This window comes from Segnochrobactrum spirostomi, from assembly GCF_009600605.1.
Taxonomy (GTDB): Bacteria; Pseudomonadota; Alphaproteobacteria; order Rhizobiales; family Segnochrobactraceae; genus Segnochrobactrum; species Segnochrobactrum spirostomi.
In genome coordinates, this window is the sequence record NZ_VWNA01000001.1 from 3675655 (window position 1) to 3693530 (window position 17876).

Annotated in this window: 16 protein-coding genes; 10 read left to right on the forward strand and 6 right to left on the reverse strand. The window is 69.0% G+C overall.

Translation table 11 applies throughout. The features are described from left to right. The first annotated feature begins 75 nt into the window (after positions 1 to 75). Positions 76 to 1554: a phospholipase D-like domain-containing protein gene (locus tag F0357_RS16535; protein WP_153484549.1), complete on the forward strand. Its 1479-nt coding sequence runs from the start codon at positions 76 to 78 to the stop codon at positions 1552 to 1554. Between the two features lie 137 nt (positions 1555 to 1691). Here F0357_RS16535 and F0357_RS16540 read toward each other — a convergent pair whose 3' ends face one another. From F0357_RS16540 to F0357_RS16560, 5 genes are all read right to left on the reverse strand, one after another. Then, positions 1692 to 3284, reverse strand: a complete 1593-nt coding sequence (locus F0357_RS16540) for a 2-isopropylmalate synthase (protein WP_153484551.1) — start codon at positions 3282 to 3284, stop codon at positions 1692 to 1694. Between the two features lie 459 nt (positions 3285 to 3743). Beyond that, positions 3744 to 4142: a type II toxin-antitoxin system VapC family toxin gene (locus F0357_RS16545; RefSeq protein WP_153484554.1), complete on the reverse strand. Its 399-nt coding sequence runs from the start codon at positions 4140 to 4142 to the stop codon at positions 3744 to 3746. Further along, positions 4139 to 4429 (reverse strand): AbrB/MazE/SpoVT family DNA-binding domain-containing protein, encoded by a 291-nt coding sequence (locus F0357_RS16550; RefSeq protein WP_153484557.1) that lies wholly within the window; start codon positions 4427 to 4429, stop codon positions 4139 to 4141. Before F0357_RS16550 ends, F0357_RS16545 begins: the two co-directional genes overlap by 4 nt. A 171-nt stretch (positions 4430 to 4600) precedes the next feature. Next, positions 4601 to 5056 (reverse strand): DUF2442 domain-containing protein, encoded by a 456-nt coding sequence (locus tag F0357_RS16555; RefSeq protein WP_246161702.1) that lies wholly within the window; start codon positions 5054 to 5056, stop codon positions 4601 to 4603. After that, entirely contained in the window at positions 5043 to 5291 is a 249-nt protein-coding gene (locus F0357_RS16560) for a DUF4160 domain-containing protein (protein WP_153484563.1), read from the reverse strand. The genes F0357_RS16555 and F0357_RS16560 overlap by 14 nt, the downstream gene beginning before the upstream one ends. 358 nt (positions 5292 to 5649) lie before the next feature. On the opposite strand from F0357_RS16560, the gene F0357_RS25295 reads away from it, so the two are divergent. Beyond that, positions 5650 to 6237 (forward strand): AraC family transcriptional regulator, encoded by a 588-nt coding sequence (locus F0357_RS25295; RefSeq protein ID WP_312861632.1) that lies wholly within the window; start codon positions 5650 to 5652, stop codon positions 6235 to 6237. A 44-nt stretch (positions 6238 to 6281) separates the two neighbouring features. Next, a complete protein-coding gene (locus F0357_RS25300; protein WP_312861633.1) occupies positions 6282 to 6785 on the forward strand; it encodes a helix-turn-helix domain-containing protein in 504 nt (167 codons plus the stop codon). Positions 6786 to 6885: 100 nt separating this feature from the next. Here the strand turns inward: F0357_RS25300 and F0357_RS16570 are convergent, their stop codons facing one another. After that, positions 6886 to 7722 carry an isocitrate lyase/PEP mutase family protein gene (locus F0357_RS16570; RefSeq protein WP_208948466.1) on the reverse strand — a complete coding sequence of 279 codons (837 nt, stop codon included), beginning with the start codon at positions 7720 to 7722 and terminating at the stop codon, positions 6886 to 6888. A gap of 322 nt (positions 7723 to 8044) precedes the next feature. On the opposite strand from F0357_RS16570, the gene F0357_RS16575 reads away from it, so the two are divergent. The 7 genes from F0357_RS16575 to F0357_RS16605 all read left to right on the forward strand — a co-directional run bounded on the left by F0357_RS16575 (position 8045) and on the right by F0357_RS16605 (position 17872). Next, positions 8045 to 9304 carry an aromatic ring-hydroxylating oxygenase subunit alpha gene (locus F0357_RS16575; RefSeq protein ID WP_153484568.1) on the forward strand — a complete coding sequence of 420 codons (1260 nt, stop codon included), beginning with the start codon at positions 8045 to 8047 and terminating at the stop codon, positions 9302 to 9304. 185 nt (positions 9305 to 9489) lie between these two features. Next, a complete protein-coding gene (locus F0357_RS16580) occupies positions 9490 to 10638 on the forward strand; it encodes an FAD-binding oxidoreductase (protein WP_153484571.1) in 1149 nt (382 codons plus the stop codon). A 19-nt stretch (positions 10639 to 10657) separates the two neighbouring features. Then, positions 10658 to 11617 (forward strand): GlxA family transcriptional regulator, encoded by a 960-nt coding sequence (locus F0357_RS16585; RefSeq protein ID WP_153484573.1) that lies wholly within the window; start codon positions 10658 to 10660, stop codon positions 11615 to 11617. 277 nt (positions 11618 to 11894) lie between these two features. Continuing rightward, positions 11895 to 13931, forward strand: a complete 2037-nt coding sequence (locus F0357_RS16590) for an oxidoreductase (RefSeq protein ID WP_153484575.1) — start codon at positions 11895 to 11897, stop codon at positions 13929 to 13931. Between the two features lie 40 nt (positions 13932 to 13971). Further along, complete coding sequence (locus F0357_RS16595; RefSeq protein WP_153484577.1) at positions 13972 to 15870, forward strand: DUF3483 domain-containing protein; 1899 nt, start codon at positions 13972 to 13974, stop codon at positions 15868 to 15870. After that, on the forward strand, positions 15867 to 17084 hold the full coding sequence (locus tag F0357_RS16600) for an electron transfer flavoprotein subunit alpha/FixB family protein (RefSeq protein ID WP_153484579.1): 1218 nt from the start codon (positions 15867 to 15869) through the stop codon (positions 17082 to 17084). The genes F0357_RS16595 and F0357_RS16600 overlap by 4 nt, the downstream gene beginning before the upstream one ends. A 20-nt stretch (positions 17085 to 17104) precedes the next feature. Next, positions 17105 to 17872: an adenine nucleotide alpha hydrolase family protein gene (locus F0357_RS16605; protein ID WP_153487182.1), complete on the forward strand. Its 768-nt coding sequence runs from the start codon at positions 17105 to 17107 to the stop codon at positions 17870 to 17872. Positions 17873 to 17876: the final 4 nt, after the last annotated feature.

Consider the following 17876-nt stretch of genomic DNA (forward strand, 5'->3'; position numbering starts at 1 on the left):
AGAACAGACCGGTTGATCCGGACCGGCACGCGCCGCGTGCACGCCCCGGGCTCTAAACCGGCGCAGAGGTAGTCCTTGGATTTCTTCGGGATCGATCCATCGAGCTGGACCTTCTGGGACCATTATTGGCCCCATATCGTCTTCTTCGGCGGTCTGGCGCTGGGCGTGCCCGCCGCCGTCCACGCCGCGCTCAACAAGGACGACGTCCGGGCGGCGATCGGCTGGGTCGGCGTCGTCATCCTGTCGCCGCTGTTCGGCGCGATTCTCTATTTTCTCGCCGGGATCAACCGGGTGCGGCGCAGCGTGGTGAGCCGTCAGCGCGCCCGGGCGGAAGCGGGCGACGTCTCCGACGGCCGCTCGCACCTCCACGAGGAGGCCTCCGCGGGGCCGGAGGAGACAGCCTGGGCCTCCCTGAAGCGGCTCGGCGACACGATCTCGCCTTTTCCGCTGACCGGCGGCAACGATATCCGCCCCTTGCGCGGTGGCGACGAGGCCTACCCGGCCATGCTCGCGGCGATCGCCGGAGCCAAGCGATCGATCGCGCTCGCGAGCTACATCTTCGACAACGACGAGGTCGGCCGCACCTTCGTCGAGGCGCTGAGCGAGGCATCCCGGCGCGGCGTCGTGGTGCGCGTGCTGATCGACGCGATCGGGGCGCGCTACAGCCATCCGCCGATCACCCGGCTTCTGCGCGAGCGCGGCATCAAGACGGCGCTGTTCATGAGCCACGTGCTCGGCCTCGGGCTCGCCTATGCGAACCTGCGCAGCCACCGCAAGATGCTGATCATCGACGGCCGGCTCGGCTTCACCGGCGGCATGAACATCCGCGCCGAGTTTACCACCGCGGCGGCCGGCACCGGCGCGGCACGCGACACCCACTTCCGCATCGAGGGGCCGATCGTGCCCCAGATCATGTCGGTGTTCGCGGTCGATTGGAGCTTCACGACCAAGGAGCGGCTCGACGGGGAGATCTGGTTTCCCGGCGGCATCCGCAGTGTCGAGGGGCATGCGCGGGTGCGCGCCATGCCGTCCGGCCCGGACCGGAACCTCGAGAACAACCACGGCATGATCATGGGCGCGCTCGCCGTCGCCCAGGAGCGGGTGCGGATCGCCTCGCCCTACTTCCTGCCGGATCAGCAGCTCATCGGCGCGCTCGCGGTCGCCGGGCGGCGCGGCCTTCAGGTCGACATCGTCATCCCCGACGCCAACAATCTGAAGCTCGTCGACCACGCAATGACGGCGCAGCTCGATCAGGTGATCCGGCGCGGCTGCAAGGTGTGGCGGGCGACGGGACCGTTCGATCATTCCAAGCTGATCGCGATCGACGGCCGCTGGGCCTATGTCGGCTCGTCCAACATCGATCCGCGCAGCCTGCGGCTCAATTTCGAGCTCGACCTCGAAATCCACGATCGGACGGTCGCCGAATGGGTCGAGAAGCGGATCGAAGAGCAGATCGCGAACGCCCGCGCCGAGACGTTGCAGACGCTCAGCGGGCTGCCGTTCTGGCAGCGCCTGCGCAACCGGATGGTCTGGCTCGCCTCGCCTTATCTGTGAAGAAAGGCCGCCCGGATCGGATGATCCGGACGGCCTGAGACTGCAGAAGGCGTCGCCGTGCCTTCTCCCCGACACGGGGAGAAGGGTAGGGAGGTTTACGGCTCCGCCGAATGCGCGGGGCGTCCCGCCCGTGCGCCTCAGCCGGCGCGTAGCGTCGCCTCGCCCGGGGCGGACTTGCGGCGGCGCTGGGACATCTTGTTGAGCGCCGATACGAAGGCACGCGCCGAGGCCACGACAGTATCGACGTCCGCGCCGCGCCCGACGGCGATCTTGCCGTCCTCCTCGAGACGCACCGACACCTCGGCCTGGGCGTCGGTGCCCTCGGTCACCGCGTGGACCTGATAGAGCGCGAGCTTGGCATCGTGAGGCATGATCTCGCGGATCGCGTTGAAGGTCGCGTCGACCGAGCCGGAGCCGGTCGCCTCCTTGGTGACGTGGACCCCGTCGACATCCATCGTGATGATCGCCTTCTGCGGCGAACCGGTGCCGGCGATCACGGTGAGCGCGATCACCTTGGCGCGCTCGCTCGAGGTCGCGATCTCGTCCTCGACCAGGGCCTCGATGTCCTCGTCATAGACGTGCTTCTTGCGGTCGGCGAGGTCCTTCAGGCGGCGGAAGGCGTCCTCGAAGGCGTTCTCGCCCAGCTCGTAGCCCATCGCCTTCAGCTTGTCGCGGAAGGCATGCCGGCCGGAATGCTTGCCGAGCACCAGCGAGGTCGAGCGCACGCCGACATCCTCGGGGCGCATGATCTCATAGGTCTCGGCGTTCTTCAGGACGCCGTCCTGGTGGATACCGGATTCGTGGGCGAAGGCGTTCTTGCCGACGATCGCCTTGTTGTACTGGACGGGGAAGCTCGACACCGCGGCGACCAGCTTGGAGGCCTGCATCAGGGTCGGCGTCTCGACCTCGGTATAATAAGGCAGCACGTCGCTGCGGGTGCGGATCGCCATCACCACCTCTTCGAGGGCGGCGTTGCCGGCGCGCTCGCCGAGGCCGTTGATGGTGCACTCGATCTGCCGGGCGCCGGCGCGGACGCCGGCCAGCGAGTTCGCGACCGCCATGCCCAGATCGTCGTGGCAATGGGTCGAGAACACCACCTTGTCGGAATCCGGCACGCGCTCGATCAGCATGCGGATCAGGGCGAAATATTCCTCGGGCGTCGCATAGCCCACGGTGTCCGGCACGTTGATGGTGGTGGCGCCGGCGCGGATCGCCGCCTCGACCACGCGGCACAGATAATCGTGCTCGGTGCGGGTCGCGTCCATCGCCGACCATTCGACGTCGTCGGTGTAGTTGCGCGCGCGGGTCACGGTCGCGACGACGCGCTCGTAGACCTGCTCCTGGTCCAACTGCAACTGGAACTGGCGGTGCAGCGGCGAGGTGCCGATGAAGGTGTGGATGCGGCGCTTCTCGGCCGGCTTCAGGGCCTCGGCGGCGCGGTCGATGTCGCCGAAGGCGGCGCGGGCGAGACCGCAGACGGTCGAGCGCTTCAGCCGCTTGGCGATCTCGTTCACCGCCTCGAAATCGCCCTCGGAGGCGATCGGAAAGCCGGCCTCGATGATGTCGACGCCCATGGCGTCCAGCAACTCGGCGACCTGGATCTTCTCGTCCAACGTCATCGAGGCGCCGGGGGATTGCTCGCCGTCGCGCAGGGTGGTGTCGAAGATCAGCACGCGGTCCTTGTTGGAGCGCGTCGCGGTGTCGGTCGCTTTCACGGTTTCGGCGGTCATGATGGTTTCCTCGTCGTGGCGGCCCGGACGCTCAAAGGGTCCCTCGGGCTCGCAGGTCCGGCTCGTCTCTTGAAGTCGCCGCGGGCAAGGTCTCTTGCAGTGGGCGTCTTGCGGAAGGCGTCATCCCCTGAGTGCCTGCCTCGCAAACGAGGCCAGCCAGCGCTCAGGGGCGGCTAAGGAGAAGGAGGCCGGAAAGACGAAGGGCGCCGGGCGCGCGCGAAGGCGCGGCGTCTGCGACGCTCAGGTGTCCAGCGATGTGACGCGCGGTGCTCACGGGCACGGGTCTCTTCGCATTGCCTCGGGGCTGCCGGAAATCGCGGCAGTGCGAAACGCTCTTAACCGATCGGGGCGTCGGGCGCAATGGTGCGCTGTCATCGATGGAGCCCGCGTCTTGTTGCGCCCATCCCGACAACGCACCGGCGTTCGCGTGAGTATCGAGGCGCGCGACGCGATCCGCCATTACTTCAAGAGGAGAGCAGGGATGCCTTGCTCGCCGAGCAGCTTCACGGCCTTGCGGTCGAACGACACGAAGGTTTCGCCGCCCAGCCACTGGCCGTCGAAGGCGACCACGCCGTCGGCGAAATCGCCGCCGGCTTCGAGCATTTCGAGGCCGGCCTCCACCGCCGGGCGGTTCAGCACGACGTTTCTGGTCTTCATGAAGAGGCGGATTGCGGCCGCGATGTCCGTGCGGGACGCTTCGTAGCGGCGCTCCATGACCCAGGCGAGTTCGCACAGCGAATGGGTGCTGATCGCGACGGAGTCGGCCGTCTTCAGCGTATCGATCGCCACCGCTTGTTGCTTCTCGTCGCCGGGGACCACGATGCGCAGAAGCACATTCGTATCGGCCGTGATCTTCATGGCGTCTTTGTCTCGGGTTGATCCATTCCGGCCATGCCGGCCTCGGCGCCCGCGTCGGCGATCGCTTCGTCGATCTCCTCGATCGAAAGCCGCGCCCCGTTCGTCTTCCCCGCGAAGAAGTCCCGCAGTTCGTCCCAGGAGCCTTCCGGCCGCTCGGCTCTCAATTCGGCGCGGCCGTCCGGCAAGAGGTCAAGCCTGATCTTGCCGCCCGGCTCGATGCCGAGATGCCGGAGCACATCCTTGCGGAAGGTCACCTGACCCCGCGTGGTCACAGTCAACGTCGCCATCGTGTTGTTCTCCCTGATCGGCCGAATGTAATGGAGAAACGCCTTACGGCAAGAGGGGCGGCCATGCCGGGGCGCGCTGTCGGCCGTTCCGGTCGACCCCGGATCGGCATTTCTGCGCGCACCCGCTGCGAGCGCAGTCCGGGGCCGCCCCTGCCGCGATCGCCCCTTTGGTCACGCCGCCTTCGAGGTCGCGTCGAAGCCGATGCAGGCGAGGCGGACGGTCTTCGGCAGGAGATGTTCTCCCGACTCGTAATATCGCCACATGCGGAGGCTCACCCCGAGGGCCGCGGCGGCCTCGCGCTGCGTCAGCCGCCGCTCCTCGCGCCACGACTTGAGCCATTCGCCGCCTTGTTCGAGCGCCAGACGCCAAAGTGTGTCCGACGAAATCTCGAGGGTGTCGGACCAGTGGGCGTTCCAGCCCCATTCCCCAACCGAGACGGCGCGAAAGGCGTCATCGTCGTCGCGGAGGGGAGCGAAGATCGTGAAGTGCTCGACGAAGGCGCGGAGGTCCACAGGGCATTCCGCTCCCCCCTTCCAGGTCACGTAGAGGGTGCGGCCCGACCCAGCCCGAACGGCCTTGATGTTCGGCATCTCCATGTCACGCACAGTCCTGTCACGCACCGTCATGTCGGGCACCGTCCCGCTCGTTCAGGCGACGCCATTCCGCTGCAAGAAACGCGCGATTGACGCTCGCCCACGCCATGGCCTCCTCGGCCGACCGGGCGGAGCCCGCCAGCACGGCCATCGTCGAGATTTCTACGATCGCCCGGAAACCGCGGCCTTCGATATGGAAATGCGGCGGCCGGTGATCATCCGCGTAGATGGCGATCTTGCAATTCGTGAAACGCCGGATCGTGGGCATGGAACCCGCGCCTGATTGCAGAGGCAATAGTTGCCTCATACCCTCGGTAAATCAAGTCGGGATGGTTCCCATTCCGGAGCCGATCAACCTTGGGCCTCGTCGCTCACCCCCTTCCCATCATAGCCGTTCTAATTCATGATGATGAAAGACCGTCGGTCAGCGCCAGCAAGGCGTCGGCGGTCTTGCCGGTCTATGCCGGCAGAGGGAGCCGGGGCCCCCACCTCGGCATGGTTGGCTCGAAGGTCCGGCCGCGCAGCGCTTCGGCGCGCGCACCAGCCGGCCGGCATGGCATCGCGACGCCCGCCCACCCTCTCCAAGATCGGGTCCAGTGGGGGACACCCGTCTCGGGAGGTGCCACATGGGCGAGCTTCGCTCGACGCAATTTCTATCTCGCTCGTTCACGTCCGAGGCCGACGGCGCCAGTCCGGCCCGGCTCAATGTCGGGTTCGTGCTGGCGGACAATTTCACGCTGTCCGCCTTTTCCCTGTTCGTCGATCAGCTTCGGCTCGCCGCCGACGACGGCGACCTGAGTCGCCCGATCCATTGCCGCTGGTCGATCATGGCGAACCGGCGCGATCCGATCCGGGCGAGCTGTGGCGTCACCGTCAGCCCGACCGCGACCTTCACCGATCCCCGCGGCTTCGACTACATCGTCGTGGTGGGCGGCCTTCTGCATGCCGGCCCGCAGGTCGACGAAGCCACCGTCACCTATCTGCGCCGGGCGGCGAATGCGGGCGTCACCCTCGTCGGCGTCTGCACCGGCTCGTTCGTGCTCGCCCGTGCGGGGCTGATGACCGGCCGGCGCTGTTGCGTGAGCTGGTACCATTATCAGGACTTCCTGACCGAGTTCCCCCATCATCATCCGGTCGCCGACCGGCTGTTCGTCGAGGATCGCGACCGCATCACCTGCTCGGGGGCGGGGCGGCCGATCTCGCCGCGCACCTGATCGAGCGGCACATCGGCCGCGCCGTCGCCCAGAAGAGCCGCCACGTGCTGCTGCTCGATCGCGCCCGCCCGGGCAGCGAGGCGCAGCCGCATCCGCCGGTCGAAGGTGCGATCGCCGACGAGCGCGTCCGCCGTGCGCTGCTCCTGATGGAGCAGCACCTCACCGATCCCTTGCCCATCTCCGACATCGCGGCGCGGCTCAAGGTCTCGACGCGGCAGCTCGAGCGGCTGTTCCAGGCGGTGATGGGCCTGCGCCCGGCCGCCTTCTACCGGACGCTCCGGCTGCGCTATGCCCGCTGGCTGCTCGACAACACCGACCGCTCGGTGACCGACATCGCGCTCGAGGCGGGATTCTCGGACTGCGCCCACTTCTCCCGGCAATTCAAGGCGATCCACGGCTTCACGCCGTCGAACTCGCGGGCCTTCTATGCCGAGCGGCGCAAGGGCGAGGCGAGCGCCGAGGAGGCCGCGCGCGAGGCCTTCCCGGTGCCGGCTGCGGCAGCCCGAGCGTTCGCCGCGAACCGCACCGGGGGCCGGCTGTTCGAGTAGCGATATTCGCTCGAAGTGGGACTTCGCGGGGGCGGCCGGCGCGGTGCAGAAGGCCCGCGCGTCCGCAGCGCAGTTGAACGTATGCGGGTCGATTCGGCGCTCACGCAGATGGCGGTCGCTCCGTCATCAGGCGCGTGATGAGGCTCGTCGGAAGGGCCTCGGCGGCATACGAGAATGTGCCGGTCGCTTTGACCTCTTCGGCCGCCCGCATCAGGGCGCCGAGCGCGGCCCGAGCAAATGACCCGCCGACACTGACGCGGCGCACGCCGGCCTCCGCGAGATCGGCCACGCTGATCTGCGGCCCTCTCAGTCCCATCACCACGTTGACCGGCTTGTCGACGGCGCGGCAGACGCTGCGGATCGCCTCCAGGGACGGCAGCCCCGGGGCGTAGAGCACGTCCGCCCCTGCGGCGGAGAATGCCTGCAGCCGGGCGATCGTGTCGTCGATGTCCGGCTTGTCGCAGAGGAAATTCTCGGCCCTTGCCGTCAAGAGGAAGGGCAGATTGCGGGCCGCATCGGCTGCCGCCCGAACACGGTCCACGGCATGATCGAAGTCATAGATCGGATGGCGCGGATCGCCCGTGGCGTCCTCGATCGATCCGCCAACCAAACCGATCTCGCAGGCGCGACGGATGGTCTTGGCGCAGGTTTGTGGGCTGGCACCGAAGCCGTTCTCGAGGTCGGCGGACACCGGCAGGTCGACCGCCGACACGATCTCGGTCGCGTTGACCAGGATCTCGTCGCGACCGAGCGAGGCGGCTGAATCGAGTTTGCCCTTCGAGAAGGCGTAGCCTGCGCTCGTCGTCGCCAACGCCTCGAATCCGAGGCTCGCCAAGAGCCGCGCGGAGCCGGCGTCCCAGGGGTTCGGCATGACAAAGGGAGGCCCTGCTTCGTGTAAGGCCTTGAACCGTTCGTATTTGGCGTTTTGCTCGCTCAAAAGGCCCTCCCGCGCTTGAACGACCCATATTAGTATATGCGAACAAAAAAGGAACGCTCGCCATCGTGCCGAACCGTCGATGCGGTTCGCTCGATCAGCGCCGCCCCATAAAGAGGCAGGCCCGCCCCGTCCGCACATTCTGTCGGAAGAATGAAATCTTCCGTCGGTTATCGGAAAGTGCCAACATAGAAGCGGAACAATTCTAGACGGGTCGGCGAGGCGCCCCGGAGGCCCCGCCGCCCGGTCCGCGCGCCGCCACGAAGCCCGCGACCGGCTGGCGGACCCTTCCCGCCGTTCCCCCGGGCTCTTGGGAGGTTTTCGGATGCTGCACGTTCCGCACACCCCGATCGGCGCCCTGCTGGCGCGCCGCCGTCCGGGCTACGGCCTGGAGCAGCCCTTCTATACGAGCCAGGAGATCTTCGATCTCGACGTCGAGGCGATCTTCGGCCGCTACTGGATCTTCGTTGGCGTCGAAGCCGACGTGCCGGAGCCCGGCGATTGCATGGTCGTCGATGTCGGCACGACCTCCGTCCTGATCGTGCGCGACGACGACGGCAATGTCGGCGCCCTGCACAATGTCTGCCGCCACCGCGGCGCGCGCATCGTCCACGAATACAAAGGCACCGTCGGCAATCTGGTCTGCCGCTATCACCAGTGGACCTACGGCCTCGACGGCAAGCTCTTGTTCGCCGAGCACATGGCGCCCGATTTCGACACCACCTGCCACGGCCTCAAGCGGGTGCACCTGAAGAGCCTCGAAGGCCTGCTCTTCATCTGCCTGTCGGAGAACCCGCCCGGCGATTTCGACGTCATGGCCGCCGCCATGCTGCCCTATCTCGTGCCGCACGATCTGCGCAACACGAAGGTCGCCTATGAGGAAGACCTGATCGAGGAGGGCAACTGGAAGATCACGATGGAGAACAACCGGGAGTGCTATCACTGCTCGGTCAACCATCCTGAGCTCACCGTGCCCTTGTTCGCCTACGGCTTCGGCTTTTCGCCGGAGAAGCTCGACGAGGCCGGGCGCGAGCAGGCCCACCGCTACGAATGCCTGCTCGACGACAGCCACACCGCCTGGGAGGCGGAGGGCTTCCCGTCGCGCACCCTCGAGCACCTCGACGACATGGATACGGGCTATCGCACCCAGCGCCTGCCGCTCGACGGCGACGGCGAGGCCCACACCCTCGACACCAAGCGCGCCTGCAAGAAGCTCCTCGGCAACATCACCAACCCTAAGCTCGGTGCGCTCCACTTCTGGACCCAGCCGAACTCCTGGCACCATTTCATGGCGGACCACGCCGTGACGTTCTCGGTGCTGCCGCTGACCCCCGACCGCACGCTGCTGCGCACCAAGTGGCTGGTCCACAAGGATGCGGTGGAAGGCGTCGATTACGACGTCGAGAACCTCAAGGCGGTGTGGTCGGCGACCAATCGGCAGGACGGCGAACTCGTCGGCTTCCAGCAGAGCGGGGTGAAGAGCCCGGCCTACGAACCCGGCCCCTATTCGCCCTACACCGAAGGCCTCGTCGATGCCTTCGCCAATTGGTACGTCTCGCGCCTCGCGGCGCAGATCGACGGGTGACGACTGCCGCCGCGGGCCATCCGCGGTGACTATTCCCTGAAGCGTCGGACGGCTCTTCTCCCCGAAGGCGGGAGAGGGCCGGCCGGCGTCGCGCCTTTTGCGCTCGGACGAGAGCCGCGAACGGCGCAAGCCTTGCAGACAATCAAAGATCCGGATCAGCCGGAGCTCCAGAGGGCCGCGTTCGCATGTCTGAGTTGAACGGCCGCGTCGGCGGCGACCCGCTCATTTCCCTCGTCACCTCGGTTCCCAAGGTGTGGGACCCAGAGGAGGACGACGTCCTCGTCTGCCGTCAGGTCAGGGTCGAAACCCACGACGTCAAGACGTTCCTGTTCTCGGCCCGCGAGCCGCGGCTGTTTCGCTTCAAGCCCGGCCAGTTCCTCACCCTCGATCTCGAGATCAACGGCGCCACCATCCAGCGCTGCTACACGATCTCGTCGTCGCCGGCGCGGCCGCACCTCGTCTCCATCACGGTGAAGCGGGTGCCTGGCGGTCCGGTCTCGAACTGGCTGCACGACACGATGGCGCCGGGCAAGGAGATCCGCGCGGTCGGCCCCCTCGGCGAGTTCACCGCCTTCGACCATCCGGCGCCGAAATATCTATTCCTCTCCGGCGGCAGCGGCATCACGCCTCTGATGTCGATGGCGCGTGCCTTCCACGATCTCTCCGAGCCGCGGGACATCGTCTTCGTCCACGCCGCACGCACCCCCGCCGACATCATCTTCCGCACCGAACTCGACCTGATGGCCCGCAACATGCCGGGCTTCAAGGTCGTCCATGTCGTGGAAGGCGAGGGCGGTGAGCCGGGCTGGGCGGGCCTGCGCGGGCGGCTCTCCAAGGAGATGCTCGCCGTCGTCGCCCCCGATTTCGCGGAGCGCACGGTGTTCACCTGCGGTCCGTCGCCGTTCATGGCGGCGGTGCGTGCCATCCTCGGCGCCTCGGGCTACGAGATGGCGCGCTATCACGAGGAGAGCTTCAATTTCGAGGAGTTGTCGCCCGCCGATGTCGCCGACATCGCCGAGGCGCAGGTCGCGGCGGGCGAAACGCCGGCAGCCGACGCTGCCCCGGCGGTGCCGACCTTCCGCGTCGAATTCCGCAAGAGCGGCAAGGTGATCGAGTGTGCCGCGGATCGCTTCGTCCTCGATGCGGCGCGGCTCGCCGGTATGCGGCTGCCGTCGTCGTGCACCAAGGGCCTGTGCGGCACCTGCAAGTCGAAGCTCCTCGAGGGCAAGGTCGACATGCAGCACCAGGGCGGCATTCGCCAGCGTGAGATCGATGCCGGGATGGCGCTGCTGTGCTGCGCCAAGCCGCTCACCGATCTCGTCGTCGACCGCTGAGGCGTCGGGGGTGGGCGCCATGCGGGTCGATCTGGGACAGCTCGGCCGGTTCGCATTCCTGACGCTGCCGAACTTCTCGATGATCGCGTTCTCGAACGCCATCGAGGTGTGCCGCATGGCGAATTATGTCAGCGGCCGCGACGCCTATCATTGGTCCGTGGTCTCCCTCGACGGCGCCCCGGCCGTCGCATCGAACGGCCTCGGCGTGACGCCGACCCGGGCCCTCGGCGAGGCCGATCCGTTCGACGTGCTGTTCGTGTGCGGCGGCGTCAACGTGCGCCATTCCGTCGACCGCCGGCTTGCCGATGCGCTGCGCCGCCATGCCCGCCGCGGCGCGGTGATGGGCGGGCTGTGCACCGGCACCTTCGCTCTCGCCGAGGCGGGGCTCCTCGACGGCTACAGTGCCGCGATCCATTGGGAGAACCTGTCGTCGATCCGCGAGGAGTTCGGCGACGTGATCTTCACCGACGACCTCTTCGTGTTCGACCGCGACCGCGTCACCTGCACCGGCGGCGTCGCGCCGCTCGACATGATGCTGAAATTCGTCGCGGCACGGCTCGGTCGCGCGCTCGCCGCCCGCGTCTCGGAGCAGTTCGTGGTCGAGCGACCGCGGGAAGCCGGGGAGCGGCAGCGCGTGCCGGCGGCGGTGCGGGCAGGGGCGCGCCATCCGGCGCTGACCAAGGCGGCGGCCCTGATGGCGACGACGATCGAGCGGCCGCTCACCGTCGAAGCCCTGGCGCGTTCCGTGGGCGTGTCTGCCCGCCAGCTCGAACGGCTGTTCCGCCAGCATCTCGGCACCTCGCCGGCGGATCATTATCTGTCGCTGCGGCTCGACCGCGCCCGCGAATTGCTGACCCAGTCGCCGCTCAGCGTCACCGACATCGGCATCGCCTGCGGCTTCCAATCCGCCTCCCATTTCAGCGTCGCCTACCGCCGCCAATTCGGCCACGCGCCGCGCACCGAACGGGCGCTCGCATGATGGTGGCGCGTCGCCAACACCCCGCACGGCGCTTGCCTTCCGGGCCTGCTTCACAGCGCGCGCCGTTCACCCTCCCCTGTCAGGGGGAGGGTCGGCGCGCAGCGCCGGGGTGGGGTGTCCGCCGCGAACACGGCGCCGCCGTCCCCGCGTCCGTCGTCGTGATGGCCCCACCCCGTCACGCCTTCGGCGTGCCACCCCTCCCCCTGGCAGGGGAGGGGCTTCGGCCGCGTCTCGTCGCCCCCCTTAAGATCCCGCGTCCCCAATCAGGCTCCCCGTCATGATCGCCAATGCCGATGCGCTCCTGAAGCCGCTCACCATCAAGGGGCTCGTCATCCGCAACCGGATCATGGGCACCAGCCATGCGCCCTCCTACGGCAAGGACGGCAAGCCGCAGGAGCGCTACCAGCTCTATCACGAGGAAAAGGCCAAGGGCGGCATCGGGCTCACCATGTTCGGCGGCTCGTCCTCCGTCGATCTCGACAGCCCGGCGACGCCCTGGAACCAGATCTCGGTCGCCGACGACTCCGTGATCCCGTTCTTCCGGGAGTTCTCCGACCGCGTGCATCGCCACGGCGCCAAGCTGATGATCCAGCTCACCCACATGGGTCGCCGGACCAAGTGGGACACCGACAACTGGCTGCCCGTCGTCTCGCCGTCGCCGACCCGCGAGCCGGCGAGCCGCTCGATCGCCAAGGAGATCGAGGACTTCGACATCGCCCGCATCGTGCGCTCGTTCGCCGAAGCCGCGCGGCGCTGCAAGGAAGGCGGGCTCGACGGCCTCGAGCTCTCGGCCGCCCACGGCCATCTGATCGACCAGTTCTGGTCGCCTTCGGCCAACACCCGCACCGACAAGTACGGCGGCAGCCTCGAAAACCGGATGCGCTTCGGCATCGAGGTCTATGAGGCGATCCGCGCCGCGGTCGGCGACGATTATGTCGTCGGCATCCGCATGTCTGGCGACGAGCTTCTGAAGAACGGGCTCACCCACGAGGACTGCACCGCGATCGCGGTCGAATATTCGAAGCGCGGCCTCGTCGACTTCGTGAACATCGTCGGCGGCCAGGCCCGCGACGAGATCTCCCACGCCATCTCGCTGCCGAATATGTCGTTCCCTGTGGCGCCGTTCCTCTATCTCGCGAGCTCGATCAAGCGCGAGGTCGAGGTGCCGGTGTTCCACGCCCAGCGCGTCACCGACCTCGCGACGGCAGCGCGCGCCGTCGCCGAGGGCCATGTCGACATGGTGGCGATGACCCGCGCCCACATCGCCGATCCCCATCTCGTCAAGAAGCTGATCGAGGGCCGCGCCGACGACATCCGCCAGTGCATCGGCTACGGCTATTGTATTGATAGGATTTATGTCGGCAAGGACGCGCTGTGCATCCAGAACGCTGCGACGGGACGCGAGGCGACCATGCCGCACGTCATCCCGAAGGCGGCGGCGCAGCGCAAGATCGTCGTCGTCGGCGGCGGCCCGGCGGGGCTCGAGGCGGCGCGCGTCTCGGCCGAGCGCGGCCATCAGGTCGTGCTGTTCGAGAAGGGGCCGGCGCTCGGCGGCCAGATCAACCTGGCCTCGAAAGCGACGTGGCGCGAGGCCTTGTCGGGCATTCCGCGCTGGCTCGTGGGGCAGGTGACGAAACTCGGCGTCGATATCCGTCTCAACACGGAGGCGAACGCCGAGGCGATCCTGGCCGAGGCGCCAGATGTCGTCATCATGGCGACCGGTGGCCGTCCCAATCCGGGCCACTTCGCCGGCCACGAGAAGGCGCTGACCACCTGGGACGTGCTCTCCGGGGCCGATCTGTCGGGCTCGGTGCTCCTCTATGACGAGCTCGGCCAGCACAATGCGCTGTCGGTCGGCGAAGTGCTCGCGAAGAAGGGCTGCCTCGTCGAATTCGTCTCCCACGACCGTATGGTCGGCGAGGAGATCGGCACGACCAACCTGCCGATCCATCTGCGCGAATTCTACAAGCTCGGCGTCGTCATGACGGCGAACCACGAACTGACCGAGGTCTATCCCGAAGGCAACCGGCTCGTCGCGGTGCTGCGCAACACCATGACCAACGAGGAGGAGGAGCGCCTCGTCGATCACGTGGTGGTCGAATACGGCACCCTGCCGGTCGACGGGCTCTATTTCGATCTCAAGGACAAGGCGGCGAACCACGGCGAACTCGACGCCCGCGCGCTCATCGAGGGGCGTCCGCAGCCGCACGACGGCGAGGCCGGGCTCAAGCTCTACCGGCTCGGCGACGCGGTCGCCGGCCGCAACATCCACGCCGCGATCTACGACGCCCTGCGCCTGTGCAAGGACCTGTGATGACGGCGCGTGACAACGCATCGCCGCGGAGCCTGACGTCATGACCGCGTCGAGCCTTCTGATCGCCGTCACGGTGCTCGTCGCTTTGATCGTCGTGGTCGAGGCGGTGCGCCGGGCCTCGCTCTGGCGGATCGGGCGGCCGGCCGGGGTCGCGGTGCTGCCGGGCCTCCTCGCGCTGCCGAAGCGCTATCTCGTCGACGTCCACCACATCGTCGCCCGCGACCCTTATGCGGCGCGGATGCATGCGCTCGTCGCCGGCGGCTTGCTCGGGGGGGCCGTTCTGCTCGTGCTCGGCGTGCTGCCGCCGTTGCGGGAGGCGCGGCTCTATTGGGCTTTGGTCGCGCTCCTCTTCCTCGTCATGGTGGTCGGCAGCACCCTTGTCGCGCGCCGCCGCATCCCGGTGAAGCCGCAGCGGCTCTCCGGCGGACGCTTCCAGACGCTGCCGTGGATGCTCGCGGCCTTTGCGGTCGGGAGCCTGATCGTTGCGCTCGATGCGGCGGCGGGACGGCCGCTCCCTGCACCGGTCGCGTGGCTCGCCGCCTTGGTCGCGGCGGCGGGTGGGCTCGGCCTCGCCTTTCAGGTCCGCCGCGGCCCGCTGCGGCACGCCTTCGCCGGCGCGGTCCATCTCGTCATGCATCCCCGCCAGGCGCGCTTTGCCGGCAAGCGCGACACCGCGCTTATTCCCCTCGATCTCGACGCGCCGAAGCTCGGCACGGAGCAACTCGGCGACCTCTCCTGGAACCGGCTCGCGAGCTACGATGCCTGCATCCAGTGCGGGCGCTGCGAGGCGGCGTGTCCGGCCTTCGCCGCCGGTCAGCCGCTCAACCCGAAGAAACTGATCCAGGATCTCGCGACGGCGCTGGAGCCGGGCACCGATGCCTTCTATGCGGGCAGCCCCTATCCTGGCGTTCCGCTCGGCCGCGGCCATGGCGGCCCCGATCTGCCGCTGATCGGGTCGGACGCGATGATCCGCCCCGAGACCCTGTGGTCGTGCACCACCTGTCGGGCCTGCGTCGAGGAATGCCCGATGATGATCGAGCATGTCGACGCGATCGTTTCGCTGCGCCGCTTCGAGACGCTGGAGCGCGGCGCCGTGCCGGGCAAGGGCGCGGACGTGCTCTCGGAGCTCCGCGCCGCCGACGAGGCGAGCGGCCGCCCGCTCGCCGCGCGCACCGACTTCGCCGCAGGCCTCACGCTCCCCGTGCTCGGGCCGGGCGAAGAGACCGACGTGCTCGTCTGGCTCGGCGAGGGCGCCTACGAACTGCGCTATGGCCGCACCTTGCGCGCCCTCGTGCGGCTGATGACCAAGGCCGGCATCCGCTTCGCCGTGCTCGGGGCGGACGAACGTGATTGCGGCGATCTCGCCCGCCGGCTCGGCGACGAGGCGACCTTCCAGCGGCTCGCCCGCGACAATATCGCGACCCTCGCCAGCCGCCGCTTCGCCCGCATCGTCACCGCCGACCCGCATGCCTTCCATGTGCTGAAGAACGAATATCCCGCGTTCGGCGGCCGTTACGACGTCATCCACCACACCGCCTTCCTCGACGCGCTGGTGTCGGAGGGGCGGTTGTCGCCGGCGGCGCGCGGCGGCGGGGACAAGATCGCCTATCACGATCCTTGCTATCTCGGCCGCTACAACGGCGAGGTGGAGGCCCCGCGCCGGCTCCTCGACGCGCTCGGCCTGGACCGCGTCGAGATGGAGCGCTCGCGCCTCAAATCGATGTGCTGCGGCGGCGGTGGTGGCGCGCCGATCACCGACATTCCCGGCGAGAAGCGCATCGCCGACATCCGCATGGATCAGGTGCGGGCGACCGGCGCCACGGTCGTCGCCGTCGCCTGTCCGCAATGCACTGCGATGCTGGAAGGCGTCACCGGCCCGCGGCCGGAGGTGAAGGACGTGGCCGAGCTCCTGCTCGAGGCGGTGGAGGCGGCACGATGACCCGGTCCCGCCGCGATCCCCGCACCGAGCGCCTGAGCCGCGAGGTGGCGGGCGGAAGCCGCCGCCGCTTCGTCCTCGAGGCCGCAGCCACGACCGAGGCGGGTGGCAGGCCGCGCCGCGACCCGCGGGCCGAGCGCGCCGCCGCTTTGGTCCGCCTCGATCCCCGTCCGCGCCTCGACCGGTCCCGCGCTGGCGCGCCGGCCAGCTCCCTTCAGGCCCCAGCGACACCGAGCGCGGCGCCGGCCGCGCCGGCGATCCGCATCGTGGCCGATCCGGCCTTCCTCGTTCTCGTGCTGCCCGACGCACCCGGTGGGCGTCTCGCGCCGCACGATCGCCAACTCCTCGGCGCCGCGCGCCTGATAGCCGATGCCGCGGGTGGGGCGGTGGTGCTCGCAGATGCGTCGGTGACCGAGGAGGCCGGAGGGGCGGGCGCGGATCGCCGCGTGTCCCTTCCGGCCGTCGAAGGCTACGACCCGCGGGGACGCGCCGAGGCCGTCGTCGCGCTCGTCGCGGCGCTCGCCCCCCGTCACGTGCTGTTTCCGGAAACGGCGGACGGCGGCGATCTCGCCCGTCGTGTCGCCGCCGCCCTCGGCGAGCCGCTGTTCGCCGCCGCCGAGACCGTCAGCGCCCGCGCCCTGACGCGCCGGGCCGGCGGCGGTCGGGTCGAGCAGCGTGCTGCGCCCGGCCGCCTCGTCTCGATCACGGCGGATGCCGTTGCGCCCCATTTCGGCGCGCCCCACGAAGCGCGGCTGATCGAGGTCGACCTCGCGGCGCCCCGACGCGGCGCCATCCTCGCTGCGGAGCGTATTCCGGCCGACCCGGCGCGGGTGCCGCTGTCGGAGGCCGATTTCGTGCTCTCCGCGGGCAACGGCGTCACGGATTTCACCGTGTTTGCCGACCTCGCCCAGGCGCTCGGCGCGACACCCGGCGCGAGCCGCGTCGTCTGCGATGCCGGGCTGATGCCGCGCGACCGTCAGGTCGGCGCCTCGGGCACGGTGCTGGAGGCGACCTGCTACATCGCCATGGGCATCGCCGGCGCGCCGCAGCATCTCCAGGGCATCGCCAAGGTCGAGCACGTCGTCGCCGTCAACACCGATATCCATGCCGCGATGATCGAACGGGCTGATCTCTCCGTCGTCGCCGACGCGCAGGCCGTGATGCCGGCGCTGCTTGCGGCCTTGAGAGGCGAGATGTCCGCGGAGGAAGCACCATGACGCGCGGGGCGGACAAGAGCTTGCGGGCCATCGTGCTCGTCTCGGCCGGGCGCCATCCGGTCTCGGGCCGCCCTGCGCCGGTGCGCGGCGAGGCCCAGGCGGTGCGGCTCGCGACGGAGATCGGCGCGGCCGTCGAAGGTCTCCACGCCGGCGCAGCCGACGCGGCCGTGGGCGACCTGCTCGGCCAGGGGCTGTCGCGCATCGAGCTGTTGGAGATCCCGGCCGAGGCCGATCCCGTCGCCGCGCTCGGGGCCCGGCTCGGTTCGGCGCCGCCGGATCTGATCCTCGCCGGCCGCCAGGGGCAGGGCGGGGAGGACAGCGGGCTGTTGCCCTACGCGATCGCCCATCGTCTCGGGGTAGAGATCGTCGCGGATGCCGTGGCACTCGCCCGAGACCCCGCGCGCCCGGACGTTCTCGTCGTCGAACAGGCGCTGCCGCGGGGCGAGCGCCGCCGCGTGACGGTGCGGTTGCCAGTCGTGGTGACGATCCATCCGTCGGCGCCGCCGCCCTTGCCGTTCGCGTTCGGCGCGGCCCGCCGTGGCCATCTCGACGTGGTGCGCGGCGCCACGTCGCCGCTCGCCGACCGGACGATCGAGGAGCGCCCCTATCGCAAGCGCCCGAAGCTGATGGCGGGTGCCGCCACCGCCGGCTCCGCTGCCGATCGCCTCAAGGCCGCGACCGAAGCCGCGTCCGGCGCCGGCCGCGTGCTCAAGAACCCGCCCCCCGAAGAGGCCGCCCGCGAGATCGTCGCCTATCTGAAGTCGCTCGGCGTTCTGAAGGCGCGGTGAGGGG

Bases quoted from the DNA above. Each gene is read 5' to 3' on its own strand.
- F0357_RS16550 (WP_153484557.1), bottom strand. From the start codon at position 4,429: ATGGCGACGTTGACTGTGACCACGCGGGGTCAGGTGACCTTCCGCAAG.
- F0357_RS16545 (WP_153484554.1), bottom strand. From the start codon at position 4,142: ATGAAGATCACGGCCGATACGAATGTGCTTCTGCGCATCGTGGTCCCC.
- F0357_RS16600 (WP_153484579.1), top strand. From the start codon at position 15,867: ATGACCCGGTCCCGCCGCGATCCCCGCACCGAGCGCCTGAGCCGCGAG.
- F0357_RS16590 (WP_153484575.1), top strand. From the start codon at position 11,895: ATGATCGCCAATGCCGATGCGCTCCTGAAGCCGCTCACCATCAAGGGG.
- F0357_RS16585 (WP_153484573.1), top strand. From the start codon at position 10,658: ATGCGGGTCGATCTGGGACAGCTCGGCCGGTTCGCATTCCTGACGCTG.
- F0357_RS16560 (WP_153484563.1), bottom strand. From the start codon at position 5,291: ATGCCCACGATCCGGCGTTTCACGAATTGCAAGATCGCCATCTACGCG.
- F0357_RS25295 (WP_312861632.1), top strand. From the start codon at position 5,650: ATGGGCGAGCTTCGCTCGACGCAATTTCTATCTCGCTCGTTCACGTCC.
- F0357_RS16575 (WP_153484568.1), top strand. From the start codon at position 8,045: ATGCTGCACGTTCCGCACACCCCGATCGGCGCCCTGCTGGCGCGCCGC.
- F0357_RS16555 (WP_246161702.1), bottom strand. From the start codon at position 5,056: ATGACGGTGCGTGACAGGACTGTGCGTGACATGGAGATGCCGAACATC.
- F0357_RS16540 (WP_153484551.1), bottom strand. From the start codon at position 3,284: ATGACCGCCGAAACCGTGAAAGCGACCGACACCGCGACGCGCTCCAAC.
- F0357_RS16580 (WP_153484571.1), top strand. From the start codon at position 9,490: ATGTCTGAGTTGAACGGCCGCGTCGGCGGCGACCCGCTCATTTCCCTC.
- F0357_RS16595 (WP_153484577.1), top strand. From the start codon at position 13,972: ATGACCGCGTCGAGCCTTCTGATCGCCGTCACGGTGCTCGTCGCTTTG.